Source organism: Acinetobacter sp. A3 (genome assembly GCF_012371415.1).
Classification (GTDB): domain Bacteria; phylum Pseudomonadota; class Gammaproteobacteria; order Pseudomonadales; family Moraxellaceae; genus Acinetobacter.
In genome coordinates, this window is sequence record NZ_JAAZQW010000039.1 from 1 (window position 1) to 20,448 (window position 20,448).

16 protein-coding genes and 3 pseudogenes are annotated in these 20,448 nt (G+C 45.9%); 6 read left to right on the top strand and 13 right to left on the bottom strand.

Features of this window, described 5'->3' with window-relative positions; all coding sequences use genetic code 11:
• From HHA42_RS13475 to HHA42_RS11030, 3 genes are all read left to right on the top strand, one after another.
• The coding region (locus HHA42_RS13475; RefSeq protein ID WP_216076810.1) for a hypothetical protein at nt 1–243 on the top strand (243 nt) is incomplete at its 5' end.
• Between the two features lie 143 nt (nt 244–386).
• Entirely contained in the window at nt 387–1,874 is a 1,488-nt protein-coding gene (locus HHA42_RS11025) for a SulP family inorganic anion transporter (RefSeq protein WP_005146104.1), read from the top strand.
• Between the two features lie 12 nt (nt 1,875–1,886).
• Nucleotides 1,887–2,738 carry a universal stress protein gene (locus tag HHA42_RS11030; protein WP_002115246.1) on the top strand — a complete coding sequence of 284 codons (852 nt, stop codon included), beginning with the start codon at nt 1,887–1,889 and terminating at the stop codon, nt 2,736–2,738.
• A 245-nt stretch (nt 2,739–2,983) separates the two neighbouring features.
• On the opposite strand, the gene HHA42_RS11035 is transcribed toward HHA42_RS11030, so the two are convergent.
• From HHA42_RS11035 to HHA42_RS11060, 6 genes are all read right to left on the bottom strand, one after another.
• On the bottom strand, nt 2,984–3,550 hold the full coding sequence (locus tag HHA42_RS11035) for a recombinase family protein (protein ID WP_120376091.1): 567 nt from the start codon (nt 3,548–3,550) through the stop codon (nt 2,984–2,986).
• A 186-nt stretch (nt 3,551–3,736) separates the two neighbouring features.
• A complete protein-coding gene (locus HHA42_RS11040) occupies nt 3,737–4,636 on the bottom strand; it encodes a cation diffusion facilitator family transporter (protein WP_150378254.1) in 900 nt (299 codons plus the stop codon).
• A gap of 86 nt (nt 4,637–4,722) precedes the next feature.
• Complete coding sequence (locus tag HHA42_RS11045) at nt 4,723–7,863, bottom strand: CusA/CzcA family heavy metal efflux RND transporter (RefSeq protein ID WP_096902762.1); 3,141 nt, start codon at nt 7,861–7,863, stop codon at nt 4,723–4,725.
• Nucleotides 7,853–9,082, bottom strand: a complete 1,230-nt coding sequence (locus tag HHA42_RS11050) for an efflux RND transporter periplasmic adaptor subunit (RefSeq protein WP_016658777.1) — start codon at nt 9,080–9,082, stop codon at nt 7,853–7,855. Before HHA42_RS11050 ends, HHA42_RS11045 begins: the two co-directional genes overlap by 11 nt.
• Before the next feature lies 1 nt (nt 9,083).
• Nucleotides 9,084–10,409 carry a TolC family protein gene (locus tag HHA42_RS11055; RefSeq protein WP_150378253.1) on the bottom strand — a complete coding sequence of 442 codons (1,326 nt, stop codon included), beginning with the start codon at nt 10,407–10,409 and terminating at the stop codon, nt 9,084–9,086.
• A 48-nt stretch (nt 10,410–10,457) separates the two neighbouring features.
• Complete coding sequence (locus tag HHA42_RS11060) at nt 10,458–10,871, bottom strand: cation efflux protein, CzcI-like (protein ID WP_225530251.1); 414 nt, start codon at nt 10,869–10,871, stop codon at nt 10,458–10,460.
• Nucleotides 10,872–11,163: 292 nt separating this feature from the next.
• Between HHA42_RS11060 and HHA42_RS11065 the strand changes: the two are divergent.
• Nucleotides 11,164–11,394 (top strand): annotated as a pseudogene (locus HHA42_RS11065) (hypothetical protein); the annotation flags it as partial.
• A 128-nt stretch (nt 11,395–11,522) separates the two neighbouring features.
• Here the strand turns inward: HHA42_RS11065 and HHA42_RS11070 are convergent.
• Nucleotides 11,523–12,620: pseudogene (locus HHA42_RS11070) on the bottom strand (BREX system Lon protease-like protein BrxL); the annotation flags it as partial.
• Between the two features lie 282 nt (nt 12,621–12,902).
• On the opposite strand from HHA42_RS11070, the gene sul2 reads away from it, so the two are divergent.
• Nucleotides 12,903–13,718, top strand: coding sequence for a sulfonamide-resistant dihydropteroate synthase Sul2 (sul2, locus tag HHA42_RS11080; RefSeq protein WP_001043260.1), 816 nt, complete (start codon nt 12,903–12,905; stop codon nt 13,716–13,718).
• 86 nt (nt 13,719–13,804) lie between these two features.
• Entirely contained in the window at nt 13,805–14,107 is a 303-nt protein-coding gene (locus tag HHA42_RS11085; protein ID WP_000251875.1) for a phosphoglucosamine mutase, read from the top strand.
• Nucleotides 14,108–14,282: 175 nt separating this feature from the next.
• On the opposite strand, the gene HHA42_RS11095 is transcribed toward HHA42_RS11085, so the two are convergent.
• The 6 genes and pseudogenes from HHA42_RS11095 to HHA42_RS11125 all read right to left on the bottom strand — a co-directional run.
• Entirely contained in the window at nt 14,283–15,776 is a 1,494-nt protein-coding gene (locus HHA42_RS11095; protein ID WP_001120888.1) for an IS91-like element ISVsa3 family transposase, read from the bottom strand.
• Nucleotides 15,777–15,986: 210 nt separating this feature from the next.
• A complete protein-coding gene (locus tag HHA42_RS11100; RefSeq protein WP_000743213.1) occupies nt 15,987–16,211 on the bottom strand; it encodes a hypothetical protein in 225 nt (74 codons plus the stop codon).
• Nucleotides 16,208–16,945 carry a recombinase family protein gene (locus tag HHA42_RS11105; protein ID WP_001366550.1) on the bottom strand — a complete coding sequence of 246 codons (738 nt, stop codon included), beginning with the start codon at nt 16,943–16,945 and terminating at the stop codon, nt 16,208–16,210. The genes HHA42_RS11100 and HHA42_RS11105 overlap by 4 nt, the downstream gene beginning before the upstream one ends.
• A 148-nt stretch (nt 16,946–17,093) precedes the next feature.
• Entirely contained in the window at nt 17,094–18,260 is a 1,167-nt protein-coding gene (locus HHA42_RS11110; RefSeq protein WP_024160783.1) for a tetracycline-inactivating monooxygenase Tet(X3), read from the bottom strand.
• A gap of 189 nt (nt 18,261–18,449) precedes the next feature.
• On the bottom strand, nt 18,450–19,115 hold the full coding sequence (locus HHA42_RS11115; protein ID WP_015060916.1) for a tyrosine-type recombinase/integrase: 666 nt from the start codon (nt 19,113–19,115) through the stop codon (nt 18,450–18,452).
• A gap of 284 nt (nt 19,116–19,399) precedes the next feature.
• A pseudogene (locus HHA42_RS11125) lies at nt 19,400–20,359 on the bottom strand (IS91-like element ISVsa3 family transposase); the annotation flags it as partial.
• Between the last annotated feature and the right edge of the window lie 89 nt (nt 20,360–20,448).

Sequence of the window (20,448 nt, forward strand, 5' to 3'; positions counted from 1 at the left end):
GAAATTGCAAAAGTGCATATTCTAAAAGCGGACATTTTTACTTTGGAGAAACCGGACATTTCTATTTTGGAGTTACACTCTCTGTTTCGTATAACAGCCATTATGTTAAATGGACATAAATCAATTCTAAAATTATCTATGATCATTCTTACTTTTACTTCAGTACTGCGGTTAGGGTGGATAGAAAAGGGCCTAACTGCTATCATTGCCCCCGAAACCCTCCAAAATAGATATCTTTCTTAATATGACACTTACGCCACCATAAGTTTATTTATCTCTTAAAACAGTAAATAACTCATCACTGTCTAGTGATGTGGTGTAGTAGCTTGTGTGTCATATATCACATCACTAGCCTTTCCTAAAATTTAAAAAAATAGGCTATTTTCATGTTATCCACTATTCGAGAACAATGGTTCTCCAATATTCGCGGGGATGTTCTTGCGGGTATTGTTGTTGCTTTGGCTCTAATTCCTGAAGCAATTGCCTTTTCAATTATTGCAGGTGTCGACCCTAAGGTAGGGTTATATGCTTCATTCTGTATTGCCGTGGTGATTTCTTTCGTAGGCGGTCGTCCAGGGATGATTTCTGCTGCAACTGGTGCTATGGCTTTATTAATGGTCACACTGGTTAAAGAGCATGGTCTGCAATACTTATTAGCAGCCACAATTTTGACAGGATTTATTCAAATCCTAGCAGGCTATCTAAAATTAGGTGCATTGATGCGCTTTGTGTCAAAGTCGGTTGTGATTGGCTTTGTGAATGCCTTGGCTATTCTAATTTTTATGGCCCAATTGCCTGAACTCACCAATGTGACATGGCATGTCTATGCGATGACAATTGGTGGTTTAGCCATTATTTATCTATTCCCCTATATCCCAGTAATAGGCAAGCTTTTACCCTCTCCCCTCATCTGTATTGTACTCCTCACGCTCTTTGCCTTGTTCATTGGTTTAGATGTAAGAACCGTAGGTGATATGGGGCAATTACCAGATACTCTTCCAATTTTCTTGCTTCCTGATATTCCTTTAAATCTTGAAACTTTAGCTATTATTTTGCCTTATTCACTGGGATTAGCAGCCGTCGGTTTGCTTGAATCTATGATGACAGCAACGATTGTCGACGATTTAACAGATACCACCAGTGATAAAAACCGTGAGTGTAAAGGACAAGGCGTTGCCAATGTCGCTTCAGGCTTCTTAGGCGGAATGGCAGGCTGTGCCATGATCGGTCAATCAATTATTAATGTGAAATCTGGTGGTCGTACCCGTTTATCTACCTTTAGTGCGGGGGTCTTCCTGTTAATTATGGTGGTGTTTATCAGTGACTGGCTCAAAGTCATTCCAATGGCTGCACTGGTTGCCGTAATGATCATGGTTTCAATCGGAACATTTAACTGGGATTCACTGCGCAATATTCGCCAATATCCCTTCTCTAGCAATATCGTAATGATAGCGACAGTGGTTGTGGTTGTTGCCACACATAACCTGGCTTATGGCGTATTAGTCGGTGTTCTTCTTTCTGCATTATTTTTTGCTAACAAAATTGAACGCTACATGGCAATTCAGTCCGAATTTAATGAACCTGAAAGTACCCGTACTTATACGGTGACGGGTCAAGTGTTCTTCAGCTCGGCAGATAAATTTACGTCTGCATTTGATTTCAAAGAAGCACTTTCAAAAGTTGTGATTGATGTTAGTCAGGCTCACTTTTGGGATGTGTCTGCGGTCGCTGCCGTAGATAAAGTGGTCATTAAGTTTAGACGTGAAGGAACAGAAGTCGAACTGATTGGAATGAATGAAGCCAGTAAAACGTTAGTCGATAAGTTTGGTATCCATGATAAGCCAGATGCTTTAGATCGCTTAAATAGCCACTAAGAGGGATGAATTATGTCAAAAATTATTGCATGTATTGATGGATCATTAGCAACAAATACCGTTTGTGATTATGCAGCTTGGTTTAGCGATAAATTGAATTCACCTCTTCAGTTATTGCATGTCATTGATAAGCCAAAAGCGAAAGCACCACAAGATTTAAGTGGTGCAATTGGTCTAGGAAGTCGAGAAACCTTGCTAAACGAGTTGGTTGAACTGGAAGAACGTAAGGGGAAAATTGAGCTAGAGCATGGCCAAATTCTTCTTCGGGAAGCAAAAAACTATCTATTGGAGAAGTTCTCTATTGATGCTCAAAGCTTTCAACGCCATGGCAGTCTTTTAGAAACAATCATGGGAATGGAAGAGGATATTCGAGTTCTTGTTATGGGTAAGCATGGAACTGAAACCGAGCACAATTCCAGTAAAGTTGGAACCCATATTGAAAATGTTGTTCGTGCTCTTCATAAACCCGTGTTAATCACATCCTCACCGTTTAGTCCACCTCAGTCATTTTTAATTGCTTTTGATGGAAGTCCTACTGCACGTATTTGTGTAGACAAAATTGCAAATAGCCCTTTATTAAAAACCCTGACAGCTCATGTGGTATATGTTGGTAAGCCAAATAGTGATATGACATCACAAGTCACTTGGGCAAAAGAGCTACTTGCAAATAATGGTTTTGATGTCATTGATAGTGTGCTTGAAGGTGATGTTGAGAAATCTATATTGGATTATCAAGAAAAAAACGTTATTGATATGATTGTGATTGGTGCATATGGTCATTCAAAGATACGCCAGTTTTTTATTGGTAGTACGACGACCAAATTGTTATCAAGTTCTACAAAACCAGTATTATTACTAAGATAATTTTTACAAGATAAAGGGATAGTTAAAAACTATCCCTTTTTTAGAATTTCTAAAATTAACATAATACACCTTATACGTAATGTGTTATAATTCCACTTAGAAATCAATGCTGTAGTTTCTAGTTGATAGCCCACCTTCCCCAAGGTGAGCTTTTTTTGTGATTTTTCACGTTCCACGCTTAAAATTCGAACAGTGTTTCATGATTTTTATAAGTTAAACTAAATTTAGTTGCTAATCCCAATAAGCTATTCACTAACTTGTAAATATCGGTATACCGCCTGACGACTAATCCCAAAAGCTTTCCCTAATGCCATTTTCGATGGATACGTCCCCTCCTTCCATGCTTGTCGTAAAGCTTCAGCTTGGTCAGGCTTTAGTTTATGCACCCGACCTTTGTACTTCCCCTGAGCAGAGGCGAGTTTTATTCCTTCCTTTTGCCGCTCTAAAATGATCTCACGTTCGAACTGTGCAAAAGCACCCATCATTTGAAGCATCAAATTATCCATCGGGGTGGATTCGGCTGTAAAAGTAATATTTTCTTTTACAAACTGGATGGCGATCCCTCGTTTGACCAGTTTATCTACTTCAGTGACCAAATCTTTTAGGCTTCGCGCAAAACGATCCATTGAATGTACAATCACCCTGTCCCCTTCCCGGACATAGTTCAACATTTCCTGAAATTTAGGTCGGTCAGTATTTTTACCTGAAGCACGGTCAACAAAAATCCGGTCGACCTCAATTCCTTCAAGTTGACGTCCAGTGTTTTGCTCGACAGAACTTACCCGGACATACCCTACTTTTTGGCCTTTCACTTTTTCACGCCCCAATTGGATAAAAATGAACAATTTCGTAAATTATAATTCTTTAACACTAAAGTTACATGTTACTTATGATTAAAAATCATTTAAATGATACATAATTTCATGAACTTTCAGATTGTAACTTTAGGGTATACTTTAAAGTTACACAAAACATCTATATGAAGACTAAAGTCCAAATTAGTGTTTATGTTGGTTCAATGTATTACATTTCGTATTTTCTATTTGTAACGTAATTTCAGTAATATTATGATTATGTTTTAGAACTTCTAAGGCCTTTTGATAGAGTTGATCTGTATTGCTATTCGGAGCAACCAAATGAGCAGTTAAATGAATATTTCTTGAGGATATAGCCCAGACTTTCAACTGATGAATCCCTTCAACGCCCTCTAGCTTCAATAAATCATTTCTTAACGACTCAATATCAATCTCATCAGGAACTCCTTCAAGCAGAATATGAATACTTTGTTTTAATAAAATCCAAGTTCGAGGTAAGACCCAGAAGCCAATTAACACAGCGATTACGGTATCAACCCACATCCACTGGGTAAAATAAATAACTATTCCTCCGATAATCACGCCTATCGATCCTAGAGCATCACTAAGAACTTCTAAATATGCACCTTTTATATTTAGACTTCCTTCAGCACTAGCAGAAAGGATTTTCATTGAAATCAAATTTATGACCAAACCAATGACCGCGACAATCATCATTCCAACACTTTGAATTTCAGCAGGGTTCGTAAAACGTTGATAAGCTTCATATACAATATATATTGCTACCACAAAAAGCATCACCGCATTAAACAGAGCCGCTAAAATTTCAAATCGCTGATAGCCAAAAGTTCTTTTATCATCTGCGGCTTTTTTACCAATTTTGATAGCGGCAAGAGCAATAGCTAAAGCGGCTACATCAGTAAACATATGAGCTGCATCAGATAACAAAGCCAAACTTTGGGTAATAAAAGCAGCGACAACTTCTACTATTAAAAAAGTAGTCGTTAAACCTAAGGCAACCATTAACTTCTTACTATTTTCTTCAGTAACAACCGCATGGCCATGATCATGATGTTCTGACATAAAATATTTTCCTTATTCTATTTATGATGAGCAGAGATATTGGATAACAGCCAATATCTCTGCTGTAAATCGACTAATCTATTGGATTAAGAAACTTTCTTTTCATTTATCCAACGATAAAGCACGGGTAACAGCACCAAAGTTAGTAATGTTGAAGAGATAATCCCGCCAATCACTACGGTTGCCAGTGGCCGTTGAACCTCAGCCCCTGTTCCGGTTGCCAGCGCCATTGGTACAAAACCCAGTGAAGCCACACAAGCTGTCATCAACACTGGTCTTAAGCGCAAAATAGCCCCTTGCCACACGGCTTTATGCACTGGATATTTGTCCCTTAATTCCTTAATAAAGGTCAGCATTACCAGTCCATTGAGGACTGCAACACCAGATAAGGCAATAAAGCCAATTCCAGCTGACATCGATAATGGAATATCCCTTAGCCAAAGGAACAGCACACCACCGGTCAAGGCAAAGGGTACCCCGGTAAAGACCAATAGACTTTCTTTGACATTGTGAAAGACCGCCATCAGTAAAATAAAGATAGTGATTAAAGCCAGTGGAATCACGATTTGCATCCGTGCTTTGGCTGAAGCCAAATTTTCAAACTGACCTCCATATTCTATCCAATAACCACTTGGCAAAGTGTATGCTTTGAGCTGTGTCTGTACATCAGAAACAAAAGACCCTAAATCACGCCCTTCAACATTCGTTGTAACCACAACTCGGCGTTTACCATTTTCTCGACTGACTTGGTTGATTCCTTCAATGGTCGAGACTTGCGCGACATCCGACAATAAAATACTGCCACCATTTGGAAGCTGAATAGGTAACTGGGAAACAGATGCGACACTACGGTCTTGCTCTCCAAGACGGATAACAAAATCAAAACGACGATCGCCTTCTAAAATCTCTCCCACGCTTTGTCCACCAATACTTGCAGCCACCACATCCTGAATAGATTTCACACTCAAGCCATACTGGGCAGCTAAAGCTTTATCAATCTCTACATTGAGTAAAGGCAGACCCGAAGTTTGTTCAACTTTCACCGCACTGCTACCTGCGACTTGCTGAATGATTTTCGCGATTTTTGCAGCCTCAGTATTCAAAACCTGCATGTCATCACCAAAAACCTTCACCCCCACATCACTGCGTATACCTGAAATCAGTTCATTAAAACGTAGCTCAATAGGCTGAGAAAACTCACTGTTATTGCCGGGAATTGTCGCAAGATAAGCTTCCATTCGGGTTCGAAGTGCATCTAGGCTTTCTTTTGAATCTGGCCATTCCTCACGTGGTTTCAGCATGATATAACCATCGGAAATATTCGGTGGCATCACATCTGTCGCCACTTCAGCAGTCCCGGTACGGGCAAATATAGCTTTAATTTCGGGAAAGTTTTTCAGTAAAAGCTTTTCGGTATTTTCCTGAATACGTAAAGACTCTTCCAAGCCTGTGCTTGGAGAACGTAATTGCTGTACCGCAAAATCACCTTCACTCAGCTGGGGTGCAAACTCACTGCCAATCTTCGTGCTGAGCAGACCCGTAATGACCAGGAGACAAATGGCAAAAGTTAAAACCACCGCTTTGTAATGATAGGCTCCATCCAATATCTGTTGATATCGGGTTTTGAGCCAGATCATCCAACGGCTTTCCGTTTCTTTGATCTCCCCTTTAACCCATAAAGCAACTGCAGCGGGCACAAAGGTGATCGATAAAATAATAGCTGCCACCAGTGCGAGAACAACGGTTAAAGCCATCGGATGAAATAGTTTTGCTTCTACACCACTTAAAGCAAAAATCGGCAAATACACCACCAAAATAATAAGCTGACCAAAAATAAGAGGACGACGTGCTTGGCGGGCAGCCAGAAAAACTTCCTTAAAGCGTTCACTTTGTGTGAGAGGTCGTTTTAACAGTTGCTGTGTATGGGCTAAACGCCGGATACAGTTTTCGACAATCACCACAGCACCATCGACAATGATGCCGAAATCGAGTGCACCTAAACTCATCAGATTGGCACTGATATTTTTCTGTGCCATCCCGGTTAAGGTAAACAGCATAGAGAGTGGAATGACACAGGCAGTAATCAAGGCAGCACGGATATTCCCTAAAAACAGGAACAGAATGATGATGACCAGGATTGCTCCCTCTACCAAGTTTTTCTGAACGGTTTTAATCGCCTTCTCAACCAAGGTAGTACGGTCGTACACCGTTTCAATCACTACCCCTTTAGGCAAACTATTCTGAATATCTTGAAGCTTGGCATCCACAGCTTTAGAAACAGTCCGGCTATTTCCACCCATCGCCATCATGGCAATCCCTAAAACGGTTTCTTTGCCGTTATAGGTTGCCCCACCGGTTCTTAAATCATGCCCAATAGAGACTTGCGCAATATCACCAACCCGAATTGGGCTGCCATTTGGGCTACCCAGCATGGTGTTCTCAATATCAGAAAGCCCATTGAATGTACCCGGTACACGTACCGTCAATTGCTGACCATTGTCTTCAATATAACCTGCACCTCGGTTCTCATTATTTTGCGCTAAAGCCTGTTGCAGTTGTTCTAATGAGATATTCAGTTGCTGCATCCGGTTTAAATCGGGAGAGACCACATAGGTTTTTTCAAAACCACCAATACTGTTGACCTCTGCAACTCCCTTAACACGTTGCAGTTGAGGACGCACAATCCAGTCCTGAATCTCACGCAAATCCATCGGCGTGTATGCAGTTCCATCCGGCTTTTTCGCATTCGGATCTGCCTTCAGTACCCATTGATAAATCTCACCGAGACCCGTAGAAACGGGGGACATCGTCGGTGCGATTTGTGCAGGCAACTCAGATTGCGCCTCCTGTATCCGTTGGTTAATCTGCTGACGGGCCCAATAAATATCAGTCCCATCTTTAAAGACAATGGTGACTTGAGAGAGTCCATAACGGGATATGGAACGGGTAAGCTCCAGATCCGGAATGCCAGCCATGGCATTTTCAATGGGATAGGTAATCCGCTGTTCGACTTCAAGCGCAGTAAAACCCTTGGCTTGAGTATTAATCTGGACTTGGGTATTGGTAATATCGGGTACAGCATCAATCGGGAGTTTCTGATAGCTATACACCCCGACCGCAATCCAGGTACAGACAAAGAGCAACACCCAAATCGCATTTTGTATGGAAAACTGAATGATTCGTTCGAATAAACCTTCTGGTTTTGGCAGATCAGAATTAATGTTCATGGCCTGCCTCGTCTTTTTCTAATTCAGATTTCAACAAGAAACTGCCTTGAGCGATATACTTCTGCCCTTCAGTCAGCCCAGAAATCACTTCAAGCCATTGTCCATCACTTGAAGCCTGCCCCAATTGCACTTTCTGTGCTTTTAAGTGGACTTGACCTTTTTGTTCTGAATCTACGATGAAAATACTGTCTTCACCTTCAATACTTTGCAGCGCAGACTTTTGAATCCGAAGGGCTGATTTTGCTGTAGCTTCCGGAATCAACACTCTCACTAACACATTAGAACGCAACTCAGTAGCTTGCGCATCGAGTTTTGCGCGCACCACCAGACGCCCTGTTTGTACATCTGCCTGAGAGGTTAAGCTTTGTACAGTAGCTTTATAGATTTGATCTGAATCATTCACTTTAAAGTCAATTTTTTGCCCGGCTTGCAGTTGACCTGAGAATTGATTCGGCAAATTAAACTCAAGCCATAAATCTTTCAGCTGTTCAATGACAAAGAGCTGATTAGCCAGTTGCACATTTTCACCGACCACAATATCTTTTTGACTGATCACCCCAGAGATCGGTGCTTTAATCAGAAAACGCCCATTGTTATTGCCACTTGCACCTAATGCATTTAAACGTGCTTGTGAGGACTGGACAGTAATCTGCGCTTGACGGTAGGCATTTTCGGCACGCTGGTAATCCTGTTTGGCAGAAATCCCCTGTGACCAGAGTTGCTGTTCGCGCTGGTAATCTTTACGGGCCAAATCCAGATTCACCTGTGCCATACGCAGATTTGCCTGTTGGTCGATCAGTTCAGGCACGATTAGTACAGCCAGCGTTTGTCCTTTTTGCACGCTCTGTCCTAAAGCCACATTGACCTGCTCGACATGACCACTAAAATTAGGCGATATATGCGCTTGTTGATCGGTATTCACCACCAATTTACCTGGCAGGGTTGTCAGCTTTTCAACCAATCCTGTGGATGCAACAGCAACTTTTAAACCTTGTTCAACCATTTGTTGGCTGGTCAGTTGTATTTCGCCTTCTTCAGCATGTCCTTCTTCAGAACTATCTTCATCAGAATGTTCGGCATTTCCCTCATCATGACCATGCCCCTCAGATTCAGTTTTTTTTGAACTTAACCAAATAACCAGACTGACCAAGACCGTAATCAGAATCAAAATTGCAATCATGAGAGACTGGGATATTTTTCCGTTTTGCTTGGCGTTCATTTTATCGTGCTCCCCCATTGATTAAATTTTGCGATGCTTCGACTGCCTTTTTATTCAGTTGTGTATAGGCATCCGAACGGCTAATTTCTTCATAACTTGTGCCAATACTGAGTGCCTCAGCTGCGAGGGCAGTTTGCCAAGCTTGACGTAGAATTTGTAATTGACCCAATCGAAGATTCTGCAGTTGGGTGGTTGCTTGCTGAACGTCGGTAATGGACAGTTTCCCTGCCTGAAACCCTTGTAAAGTACGGCTCTGAACTTTGGTCGCCAAAGTAACTTGTGCTGTTGTGGCATCGAACTGGCTACGTAAACCTTTGAGCTGATGCACGCTGTTGGCAATATTGAGTATTTGTTGCTTCAGCTCACGCTGCTGCTGTTGGTTCAGCAATATTTGCTGTTGCTGGACCATCGGGATCGCATATTGCTGGCGGTTGAAAATATTCAGTGGAATAGCCACGCCGATTGCCAAAGTCGTATCGTTGCTTTCATTAGGGGTTTTGCTACGTTTCATGCCTACATTTAAAGTCGGATTGGGACGTGCCTGAATTCTTAAATTTTCAATTTGATGATCCGATTGCTGAATGTTCAAGGCATAGAATTTTTCTAGCCACCCTTCAGCAATATACCGTTGCACAGTTTGGAGACTTTGCTCTGGCCAAGGGATAGCGGTTTTATTCAATTGAAGATGTGAAGATGTTTCTCCCCCCCACAAATTAGACAGCTGACGACCGGCAGCTTGTTTATTCAGCATCGCTTGCTGATAAAGTCGTTGGATTTCTAGCGCTTCAATTTGGGTACGCTCAAAATCAACCAGGGCAATACTGCCTGCCTGATAGCGTTTCTGGGCACTGTCCAGATTGGCTTTACTTGTTTTTAACTGTACTGAATAAGCAGACTGCTCAACCTCAGCAAGTGCAAATTGCGACCATGCAAATTTAACAATCAGTTGGCTTTGTGCCTTCCATAATTGCTGTTGCAATTGGATTTGTTGATTCGAGGTATTGGCAATCACCCGGTTCAGCTTACGCTGACCAAATAGATCTAGAGGTTGACTAACGCCAACATTGAATTCCTGTTCTTGACCTGAGCCAAAGCCAGACTGTTCTAAACTTATACTTGGATTCTGCCATAACCGACTTTGCTGAATATTCAATTCAGATATTTGCTGAACTTGTTGCCACAGCTTGTCTTGAGTCTGGTAACTTTGTACTTTTGCTAAAGCGGATTCAAAGCTGGTAACGTTTTCAGCATAGCTATATTGCATAGCCGCTGCACATATACAAGCAACCAAGCTATGACGCAAGAGTATAATTGATTGTGAAGACATGATTTTTCCCACTTATTTAAATAATAAAAGTGGTGGGAATGTTTTAGGCTACCCCACCATGAGCGGGGAAAATTCGGGAGGTGGGCTTTGTTGAAACAGGTCAGGAGCCTGATAGCTGTTTTTCCAATGAAATTGTGGATTCACTTTAACTTCAGAGCTTGGATGAAACACATCTACTTTTTCATTTTGTACAATCAAATGCGTCATCGATGGTAGATGATCTTGATGATCTTCACCGATTTCTAAATCGCTACTGAATGTTTTTATGTTTTCTGACTGTCCATTATGATCGTGTTGACGACTATCGCTGGCACACAAGGTATTTTGGTGATGACCAAAATGATAACTCTGCTGTGATTGAGGCTGTTGTTCATGGACACAAAAGGCCGCCGCCACATTCCAAAAGCTTTGGAACATGAACAATCCAACCAAGACTGTAATCCATGTAGTAGAACGCATCATCATAACAATCGAAAAATTTGTACCAAGTATAAGGCTTAGAGCCACTCCAAGGTCAAGCTTAATAAATTAAATTAAACATTCAATGAACACTGAATAGCCGGCACTTTTGCAAATTTACCTTGTCTCTATAAGCTCACATCAATTTCAGGTAAGAATAACAATAGATAGTGAACCGTACCGGGTTTGTCGGAGACTTTTTATTTAAGTTAGGCCACCTGACCTAACGGGTTAATCTTATCATTGTACATTGCTTCAAACTCAAAAGGCGATACATTGTCAACGGCATTCTAAAATTGACCCCTTTTACCTTACAAATGGCAAAGTAAAATTGCCCCCTGAAATCAGAGAAAGAGCGGTTCAATTATTGATTGAATCTGAAAAAGATTATCCTTCTACTTGGGCAGCAATCACAGCTATTGATCCTAAAATCGGTTGTACTCCTGAAACATTGCGTGTTTGGTATCAAAAATATTTAGATCAACAAAATCCTGTCAAAGTACAACAGATATCTGATCAAAAAAAATGAAGGGTAATCCCCCCTAAAATACTAGCTCTTTAAAAGAGGCAGTATTATGCTTTTACAACATGGTGTTTAACTTGAGAAACTGAATTTAAAACAATCTACTGTAACTCTTCCAGACAGATATGAAATTAATCCACCCCTAACCCTTTAAACACCGCATCCACCGGATCTGCATAAAAGCTGGTCTGGAACTTGGTAAACAGTTCCACAGGAATCGTTGGGATATCTGCCGCACTACTCATTGGTAAAGCAACCTTCTTGGCACCCGCATCAAAAGCAACTTGCAGACATTCGGCAATACTTTCCACCGGTGTCACTGAACCACCCAAGCTCATATCACCCAGTACCACCATCTGACTTTGTACCGATCGTCCTAAGAGGCCAGAAGCGAAAGCCACTAAACTTGGCAGAGCAAGATGGCTGAGCGGGCCGGTATTCTGTAATTCCACCACATGTAAGTGGAAATCATGTTCCAGCACCTTACTGCCCCCCGAGATCCGGGATGCATTGGCCTTGAAGTAATCAAAAGCAATCTTGACCTGTTCTTTGGCACTACTTGAATTCCATAAGCCAGATGTCGCCAATTTTCCTGAACCTTTAGTGACTTGAAGTTCTAAGCGGTATAAGCCTGGCATGCCCTTATTACTGAGGCCAATGGTATACAGGAAGCCTGGTTTAGCAGGACCTTCGGGAATAAGTCCACCTCCACCCTGCTCTTTTACCGAAACAAAATGCTCTTCTAGGGTGTCATTGTCGATATAGCTAAAATGCACATCATAGAATTCCATCCCCCCAATTTTTTTCAGCTGTTCTTTGACCCGACGGCGCACCTGCAGCGCATATTCCAGGCATTGCCGTACATCTTCTTTGTTAAATTGACCATGTGGGTAGAGCAGCTTCATCAATCCAGAAACCGTCTTGCGAACGGCAATCACATCACGCTGATTCAGGTTATTCCCTAGCTTAAAGTACTTCTCAATGGCATCCGCAAAACTACGCTTACGCATTTCCCGGAAGAACTCAGCCAGATAATCAACGATCAAGCCATAACGGTTGGTAAAGAATTCCGGGCGCATTTTCGGAATTTCCCAACCCGGGATATAGGCATGAAAGCGATCAAAGAATGCTGAATCGATCATGGCTTCAGGAAAAGGAGCCAATAAGTGGCTAGTCTTCACCAAGGATTCAACACTTTGGTTAATATTACCCACAATATTGTAAACAAGACATTTTTATCTTTTATATTCAATGGCTTATTTTCCTGCTAATTGGTAATACCATGAAAAATACCATGCTCAGAAAAGGCTTAACAATATTTTGAAAAATTGCCTACTGAGCGCTGCCGCACAGCTCCATAGGCCGCTTTCCTGGCTTTGCTTCCAGATGTATGCTATTCTGCTCCTGCAGCTAATGGATCACCGCAAACAGGTTACTCGCCTGGGGATTCCCTTTCGACCCGAGCATCCGTATGAGACTCATGCTCGATTATTATTATTATAGAAGCCCCCATGAATAAATCGCTCATCATTTTCGGCATCGTCAACATAACCTCGGACAGTTTCTCCGATGGAGGCCGGTATCTGGCGCCAGACGCAGCCATTGCGCAGGCGCGTAAGCTGATGGCCGAGGGGGCAGATGTGATCGACCTCGGTCCGGCATCCAGCAATCCCGACGCCGCGCCTGTTTCGTCCGACACAGAAATCGCGCGTATCGCGCCGGTGCTGGACGCGCTCAAGGCAGATGGCATTCCCGTCTCGCTCGACAGTTATCAACCCGCGACGCAAGCCTATGCCTTGTCGCGTGGTGTGGCCTATCTCAATGATATTCGCGGTTTTCCAGACGCTGCGTTCTATCCGCAATTGGCGAAATCATCTGCCAAACTCGTCGTTATGCATTCGGTGCAAGACGGGCAGGCAGATCGGCGCGAGGCACCCGCTGGCGACATCATGGATCACATTGCGGCGTTCTTTGACGCGCGCATCGCGGCGCTGACGGGTGCCGGTATCAAACGCAACCGCCTTGTCCTTGATCCCGGCATGGGGTTTTTTCTGGGGGCTGCTCCCGAAACCTCGCTCTCGGTGCTGGCGCGGTTCGATGAATTGCGGCTGCGCTTCGATTTGCCGGTGCTTCTGTCTGTTTCGCGCAAATCCTTTCTGCGCGCGCTCACAGGCCGTGGTCCGGGGGATGTCGGGGCCGCGACACTCGCTGCAGAGCTTGCCGCCGCCGCAGGTGGAGCTGACTTCATCCGCACACACGAGCCGCGCCCCTTGCGCGACGGGCTGGCGGTATTGGCGGCGCTGAAAGAAACCGCAAGAATTCGTTAACTGCACATTCGGGATATTTCTCTATATTCGCGGTTCAGCAGGCATGTCCCCTTTGAGGGCGACCCGACGACAGGATAATCGACCTTATGGTGCGCAAATATTTCGGCACAGACGGTATTCGTGGCAAAGCCAACGAAGGCGCGATGACGGCGGAAACCGCCTTGCGCGTCGGCATGGCGGCTGGCCGTGTCTTTCGTCGCGGTGACCACCGCCATCGTGTCGTGATCGGCAAGGATACGCGCCTGTCGGGCTATATGCTTGAACCCGCGCTCACAGCCGGTTTCACCTCGATGGGCATGGACGTATTCCTTTTTGGCCCGCTGCCGACAACGTATAGGAAGAATAAACGCCCTTTTCACCCAAGTCCAACAGCTTTGGACCGCAGTTGACTCTTTCGACACCCCTGCGATGCAACCCAATCCGGCTGACGGGGAGCCAGCAACGCTGAAAATTTACCCTCCTCTTTCCCACTAGCGGCTCCTTTTCCGACAACCAGCACGGCGGATCCCTGCCGCGGCGCTGTGAACGCAGCATTTTGATTGGTATCGTTGGCCTTCAGGCTCGTCAGTCAAACAGACCCAGGAGCAGCTCAGCCGGTGGCGCCCGGCTTTCGGGTAACGCCCTGGTCCCGCTGGTTTCGGCTTTGTGCTTCAGGTGATCAAGGATCTGCTTGATCACTATAGGGTCTTCAATGCAGGCGATGACTTTCATGGCGCCGCCGCAGCCGCTGCAGGTCTCGATGTCGATATTGAAAACACGCTTGAGCCGTTGCGCCCATGTCATCGACGCTCGCCGTTGTGCTGGTGTTGCCGGTTCATCAGCCACCCTGACCTTGTTGCCCCTGCCCCGTTTTGCCGGCGTGACCAACGCCCGGTGCCGACTGTTGGGTGCGAACACCCCGTGGAAGCGGGTTAGGTTGACTCTGGGCTTCGGTACCAGGGCGGCCAGCCTTGCAATGAAATCCAATGGTTCGAAAATGACGTGCGTGGTGCCGTCCCGGTACGGCGTCTTGAGCTGGTAGCGCACGTTGCCGCCTCGTGTTAACGACAGCCGCTTCTCGGATACCGCCGGGCGGCTGATGTACCGGCACAGCCGTTCGAGCTTCTTGCGTTCATCGGCCCTGGCCGCCACGCCGGCGTGCAGGCTGGACCCGGCTACCTTGCCAATCCCGTCACCGAACGGATCACCACTGGTCGGCAGAGTTTGCAAAGTGAACACCTTTCGCCCCGCCTGTGAACCGACAGCGATACGGTAAGTGATCGAGTGCCCCAGCAGGGGTGTCATCGGGTCGTCATCCACCGCATCCGAGGCCAGATAGCTGTTTTCGACATCCCGTTCCAGCAGGCCTTGCCGTTCCAGATAGCGACCCACCCGGTGGGCGATGGTGTGCGTCAGCTGGGTGAGCTCTGGGCTGGTCGGCGCCTTGACCCAGCGGAAACGCGCTGAGCCGTGGGATTGCTCGACATACACACCGTCGAGAAACAGCATGTGGAAGTGAACATTCAGATTGAGCGCCGATCCAAAACGCTGGATCAGGGTGACCGCGCCCGTCTTGGCCACTTGGTGGGTATGGCCCGCTTTCTTGACCAGGTGCGTGGCAATGACGCGGTAAACGATGCCCAGCACCCACCCCATGATCTCGGGCCGGCTGGCAAACAGGAAACGCAGCTGAAACGGGAAGCTCAACACCCACTGACGCATGGGTTGTTCAGGCAGTACTTCATCAACCAGCAAGGCGGCACTTTCGGCCATCCGCCGCGCCCCACAGCTCGGGCAGAAACCGCGACGCTTACAGCTGAAAGCGACCAGGTGCTCGGCGTGGCAAGACTCGCAGCGAACCCGTAGAAAGCCATGCTCCAGCCGCCCGCATTGGAGAAATTCTTCAAATTCCCGTTGCACATAGCCCGGCAATTCCTTTCCCTGCTCTGCCATAAGCGCAGCGAATGCCGGGTAATACTCGTCAACGATCTGATAGAGAAGGGTTTGCTCGGGTCGGTGGCTCTGGTAACGACCAGTATCCCGATCCCGGCTGGCCGTCCTGGCCGCCACATGAGGCATGTTCCGCGTCCTTGCAATACTGTGTTTACATACAGTCTATCGCTTAGCGGAAAGTTCTTTTACCCTCAGCCGAAATGCCTGCCGTTGCTAGACATTGCCAGCCAGTGCCCGTCACTCCCACTCGATTGTAAACAAGCACACAAAACCCTTTAGTGACAACAATTTGCAAGAACTATCAGGCTCAGTGCCATGAAAAATACCATGACCAGATCATGAGGTTGAACACGGCTTGCGCCGGCAGCGTTCACGCTCCTGGTCGGCGATCTCGCCCGGCTGCAATGCTAGCTCAGCATCGGTCATGCGCTCCAGCACGTCGCGTAGGCGGATGGTGCAAGGAATGGGCGGCAGCTCGAACTCATAGCCGCCGGCGATCATTTCGGCCGCAATCTCCTCGGTGATGAAAAACGGCTCGTCGTCTTGGTTCGGCTTCTTCATGCCCTTTCCTCCTGGCGCTCATCCTGGCCGACAGCGGCCAGGGCATCGGCTTCCGTCAATGCGTCCTCCACGAACGCGCCGTGCTGCTTCGCTTCGGCCTGGCTGACCTCGGCCCATATCCGTTTCACCTGGGCCGCACTGTACCCGGCCAGCTCGGCGGTCTTGTTGATGCTGTAGCCGGACTTGCGCAGCGCGACAACTTGGGCGCGGCGCTTCGGATCAGCACGGCGGCCCTTGTACCGCCCGGCCTGGCGGGCCAACTCAATGCCTTGGCGCTGGCGTTCGCGCCTGTCCTCGTAGTCGTCGCGGGCCATCTGCAAGGCCAGGCGAAAAAGCATGATCTGCACGGCTTCCAGCACGATCTTGGCGACGCCCTGGGCCTCGGCCGCCAGGTCGGATAGATCGACCACGCCAGGGACGGCCAGGCGTGCGCCTTTGGCCTGTATCGAGGCCACCAGGCGCTCGGCCTCGGGCAAAGGTAGGCGGCTGATGCGGTCGATCTTCTCGGCAATGACCACCTCGCCGGGCTGTAGGTCGCCGATCATGCGCAGCAGCTCAGGCCGGTCGGCGCGTGCGCCGGATGCCTTCTCACGGTAGATGCCGGCGACGTAGTAGCCGGCGGCCTTCGCGGCCGTAGTGATCGCCTCTTGGCGTTCCAAGTCCTGCGCGTCGGTGCTGACGCGCAGATAGACCCGCGCCACCATCGGCGCGGCTACTGGCTTCGTCCTGCGCATACTTGCGGGCTCCTTTGGGCATACTCAAATGCACCCATCTTAAACTGGCAGCTAATGTACAAAAGTTGATAGAAGCACACAAGTTCAATTTTGCACTTCTGCCCCACTATTGCAAAACTGCTTGTTAGTAGCCGTTTTTTCTTACTGTTTATAGATTCAATAATTTTTGAAACGAAAAATTGGGACTAAACATTTCGGTTTCGTTTTCTGTCGATTCGTCCTGCGTATCTTTTGCATAAACAAACATTTGTTGTTCGTAGTTTTCGATGGCATTTTCAATACTTGTAAATTCTCCGTTTGTAAGGTTTTCAGACAATATCAAAGCATCCAATAATCCCGTATTTACACCCTGTCCTGCAAAAGGCGACATCAAATGAGCAGCATCGCCAATCATTGTTATGGGTAATGGACGGTTACTTTTCCAATCATTGTTCAAAGGAAATTTCCTTGTGGGCAAGCATTGAAATGTTGATACCGAACGTATTAATTGTTTGTAAACTTCACTCCATTTGGAAAATCTTTTCAATAAAAAATCGGCAACGCTGTTTCTGTCCTGAAAATCTAAGGGAATTTTATTTTTCCATTCATCGGGCGTTTTAAAACTAATTCCTAAATACAATGCACCATTATTATTGGGATTGGCAAACAATAAAATGCCCTGATGTCCCGCCATTAATCGGTTGCCGTTGCATAGCTGAAAAAATCCGGGACAGTTTATTTCCGGTTGAAGAATATCAGCTTGGATGTTGAAAGTACCGGTTTCTTCAACTTGCGTGTCGGTAACAAAGCTCCTTATTTTCGACATTCCACCATTGGCAAGAATAACCAAATCTGCTGTTTCACTCGGTTTATTCTCAAAAGTTAGTGTCCACTTCTTCTTACCAGGTTCAAGCATAACAAGTTTTCTATCCCAAATAACCGTGTCGTTTTCTAAACTATTCAACAAGATAGCCCTTAAGTCATTTCTGTTTATTTCAGGATTGTCAAATCGATTTTCGGGCTTTACATTTTTTGTGGATAAAATATTGCCTTTTTCATCAGCAATATTTACACCCATTGGTAAGGCTAAGTCATAATAAGTTTGTAACAATCCCGCTTTTTTCATTGCTTCCTGACCTGAACCTTTGTGTAGGTCAAGGGTTCCACCAAAAATTCTTGCCTCTCGGTCGTTGTCTCTTTCGTAAACTGAAACGTCTATGCCGTTTTGCTGTAATAATTTTGCCATAGTCAGTCCAACGGGTCCACCACCAATTATTGCAACGTTCTTATCACTAAGTAAATTCATTTGTTTGTCTGTATCTATTCGCATTGTCATTCAAAAATGGCACATAACAAGTGGCTATACGCCAAATGGCGTATATATCCACTATATCTTATTTTGCTAAACCTTTCATTATCAGTGACAAATCCGTTTTCAACCGTTTACCGTTCGTTTCTACTCTCTCAAAAGGATTTATATTCATAGTGCTTTTTGTTAAGTTTTGCTCAAATATACAAATCCTTTCTATATATCTAACAAATCCATCGGACTTTTTAATTGTTCCATTCCCTTGGTGGTAATATGTGTATAAACCTCAGTTGTTTTACTGCTTGAATGACCTAACAACGATTGAATATAACGTAAACTCGTACCATTCTCAAGCAAATGCGTTGCAAAGCTATGTCGTAAGGTATGTACAGTAACTTCCTTTTGAATCTTTGCTTTTAAAACAGCTGCTTTAAAAATGTTTTGAATACTTCGGCTTGAGTATGCGCCACCTTTTTGACCTTCAAATAAATAATCTTTTGGTTTATATTCCATAAAGTATGTTCTTAAAATAATTAATGTTTTCTCAGATAAAATGGTATAACGATCTCTTTTTCCTTTTGACTGTTCTATACGAATTTGCATGCGCTTGGAGTCAATGTCTTTTATTTTCAGGTTTATACATTCAGAAATGCGCAAACCTGCCGAATAAATAGTCATCAGAATAGCCTTGTGTTTCACGTTTTCAATAGCGCGTAGTACCCGAATGGTTTCTTCTTCACTCATCACAACAGGAAGTGTTTTTTCTTTTTTTGGTCTTTCGATGAAATATGTTTTCCGTTGTCCACCCAAAACACGTTCGTAATAAAACTTAATCGCATTGATTGCCTGGTTTTGATAAGATATTGAAACTTTTCGCTCCATAACCAAATGTCGGAGAAATGATTGTATATGTCCTTCATTCAATCGATCGACGTATAGGAAGAATAAACGCCCTTTTCACCCAAGTCCAACAGCTTTGGACCGCAGTTGACTCTTTCGACACCCCTGCGATGCAACCCAATCCGGCTGACGGGGAGCCAGCAACGCTGAAAATTTACCCTCCTCTTTCCCACTAGCGGCTCCTTTTCCGACAACCAGCACGGCGGATCCCTGCCGCGGCGCTGTGAACGCAGCATTTTGATTGGTATCGTTGGCCTTCAGGCTCGTCAGTCAAACAGACCCAGGAGCAGCTCAGCCGGTGGCGCCCGGCTTTCGGGTAACGCCCTGGTCCCGCTGGTTTCGGCTTTGTGCTTCAGGTGATCAAGGATCTGCTTGATCACTATAGGGTCTTCAATGCAGGCGATGACTTTCATGGCGCCGCCGCAGCCGCTGCAGGTCTCGATGTCGATATTGAAAACACGCTTGAGCCGTTGCGCCCATGTCATCGACGCTCGCCGTTGTGCTGGTGTTGCCGGTTCATCAGCCACCCTGACCTTGTTGCCCCTGCCCCGTTTTGCCGGCGTGACCAACGCCCGGTGCCGACTGTTGGGTGCGAACACCCCGTGGAAGCGGGTTAGGTTGACTCTGGGCTTCGGTACCAGGGCGGCCAGCCTTGCAATGAAATCCAATGGTTCGAAAATGACGTGCGTGGTGCCGTCCCGGTACGGCGTCTTGAGCTGGTAGCGCACGTTGCCGCCTCGTGTTAACGACAGCCGCTTCTCGGATACCGCCGGGCGGCTGATGTACCGGCACAGCCGTTCGAGCTTCTTGCGTTCATCGGCCCTGGCCGCCACGCCGGCGTGCAGGCTGGACCCGGCTACCTTGCCAATCCCGTCACCGAACGGATCACCACTGGTCGGCAGAGTTTGCAAAGTGAACACCTTTCGCCCCGCCTGTGAACCGACAGCGATACGGTAAGTGATCGAGTGCCCCAGCAGGGGTGTCATCGGGTCGTCATCCACCGCATCCGAGGCCAGATAGCTGTTTTCGACATCCCGTTCCAGCAGGCCTTGCCGTTCCAGATAGCGACCCACCCGGTGGGCGATGGTGTGCGTCAGCTGGGTGAGCTCTGGGCTGGTCGGCGCCTTGACCCAGCGGAAACGCGCTGAGCCGTGGGATTGCTCGACATACACACCGTCGAGAAACAGCATGTGGAAGTGAACATTCAGATTGAGCGCCGATCCAAAACAGAGATGGTTCCACTTGTTTGAACAACTAAAAGCGTATTTATAAGTGATATTCCGCTCTAGTTAAGCCACCTTGTTTTGTTGGGGTA

What these genes read in the sequence shown, in the direction of transcription:
- HHA42_RS11025 (WP_005146104.1), top strand. Translation starts at nt 387, where the DNA reads ATGTTATCCACTATTCGAGAACAATGGTTCTCCAATATTCGCGGGGAT.
- HHA42_RS11030 (WP_002115246.1), top strand. Translation starts at nt 1,887, where the DNA reads ATGTCAAAAATTATTGCATGTATTGATGGATCATTAGCAACAAATACC.
- HHA42_RS11040 (WP_150378254.1), bottom strand. Translation starts at nt 4,636, where the DNA reads ATGTCAGAACATCATGATCATGGCCATGCGGTTGTTACTGAAGAAAAT.
- HHA42_RS11045 (WP_096902762.1), bottom strand. Translation starts at nt 7,863, where the DNA reads ATGAACATTAATTCTGATCTGCCAAAACCAGAAGGTTTATTCGAACGA.
- HHA42_RS11050 (WP_016658777.1), bottom strand. Translation starts at nt 9,082, where the DNA reads ATGAACGCCAAGCAAAACGGAAAAATATCCCAGTCTCTCATGATTGCA.
- HHA42_RS11055 (WP_150378253.1), bottom strand. Translation starts at nt 10,409, where the DNA reads ATGTCTTCACAATCAATTATACTCTTGCGTCATAGCTTGGTTGCTTGT.
- HHA42_RS11060 (WP_225530251.1), bottom strand. Translation starts at nt 10,871, where the DNA reads ATGATGCGTTCTACTACATGGATTACAGTCTTGGTTGGATTGTTCATG.
- sul2 (WP_001043260.1), top strand. Translation starts at nt 12,903, where the DNA reads ATGAATAAATCGCTCATCATTTTCGGCATCGTCAACATAACCTCGGAC.
- HHA42_RS11085 (WP_000251875.1), top strand. Translation starts at nt 13,805, where the DNA reads ATGGTGCGCAAATATTTCGGCACAGACGGTATTCGTGGCAAAGCCAAC.
- HHA42_RS11095 (WP_001120888.1), bottom strand. Translation starts at nt 15,776, where the DNA reads ATGCCTCATGTGGCGGCCAGGACGGCCAGCCGGGATCGGGATACTGGT.
- HHA42_RS11100 (WP_000743213.1), bottom strand. Translation starts at nt 16,211, where the DNA reads ATGAAGAAGCCGAACCAAGACGACGAGCCGTTTTTCATCACCGAGGAG.
- HHA42_RS11105 (WP_001366550.1), bottom strand. Translation starts at nt 16,945, where the DNA reads ATGCGCAGGACGAAGCCAGTAGCCGCGCCGATGGTGGCGCGGGTCTAT.
- HHA42_RS11110 (WP_024160783.1), bottom strand. Translation starts at nt 18,260, where the DNA reads ATGACAATGCGAATAGATACAGACAAACAAATGAATTTACTTAGTGAT.
- HHA42_RS11115 (WP_015060916.1), bottom strand. Translation starts at nt 19,115, where the DNA reads ATGGAGCGAAAAGTTTCAATATCTTATCAAAACCAGGCAATCAATGCG.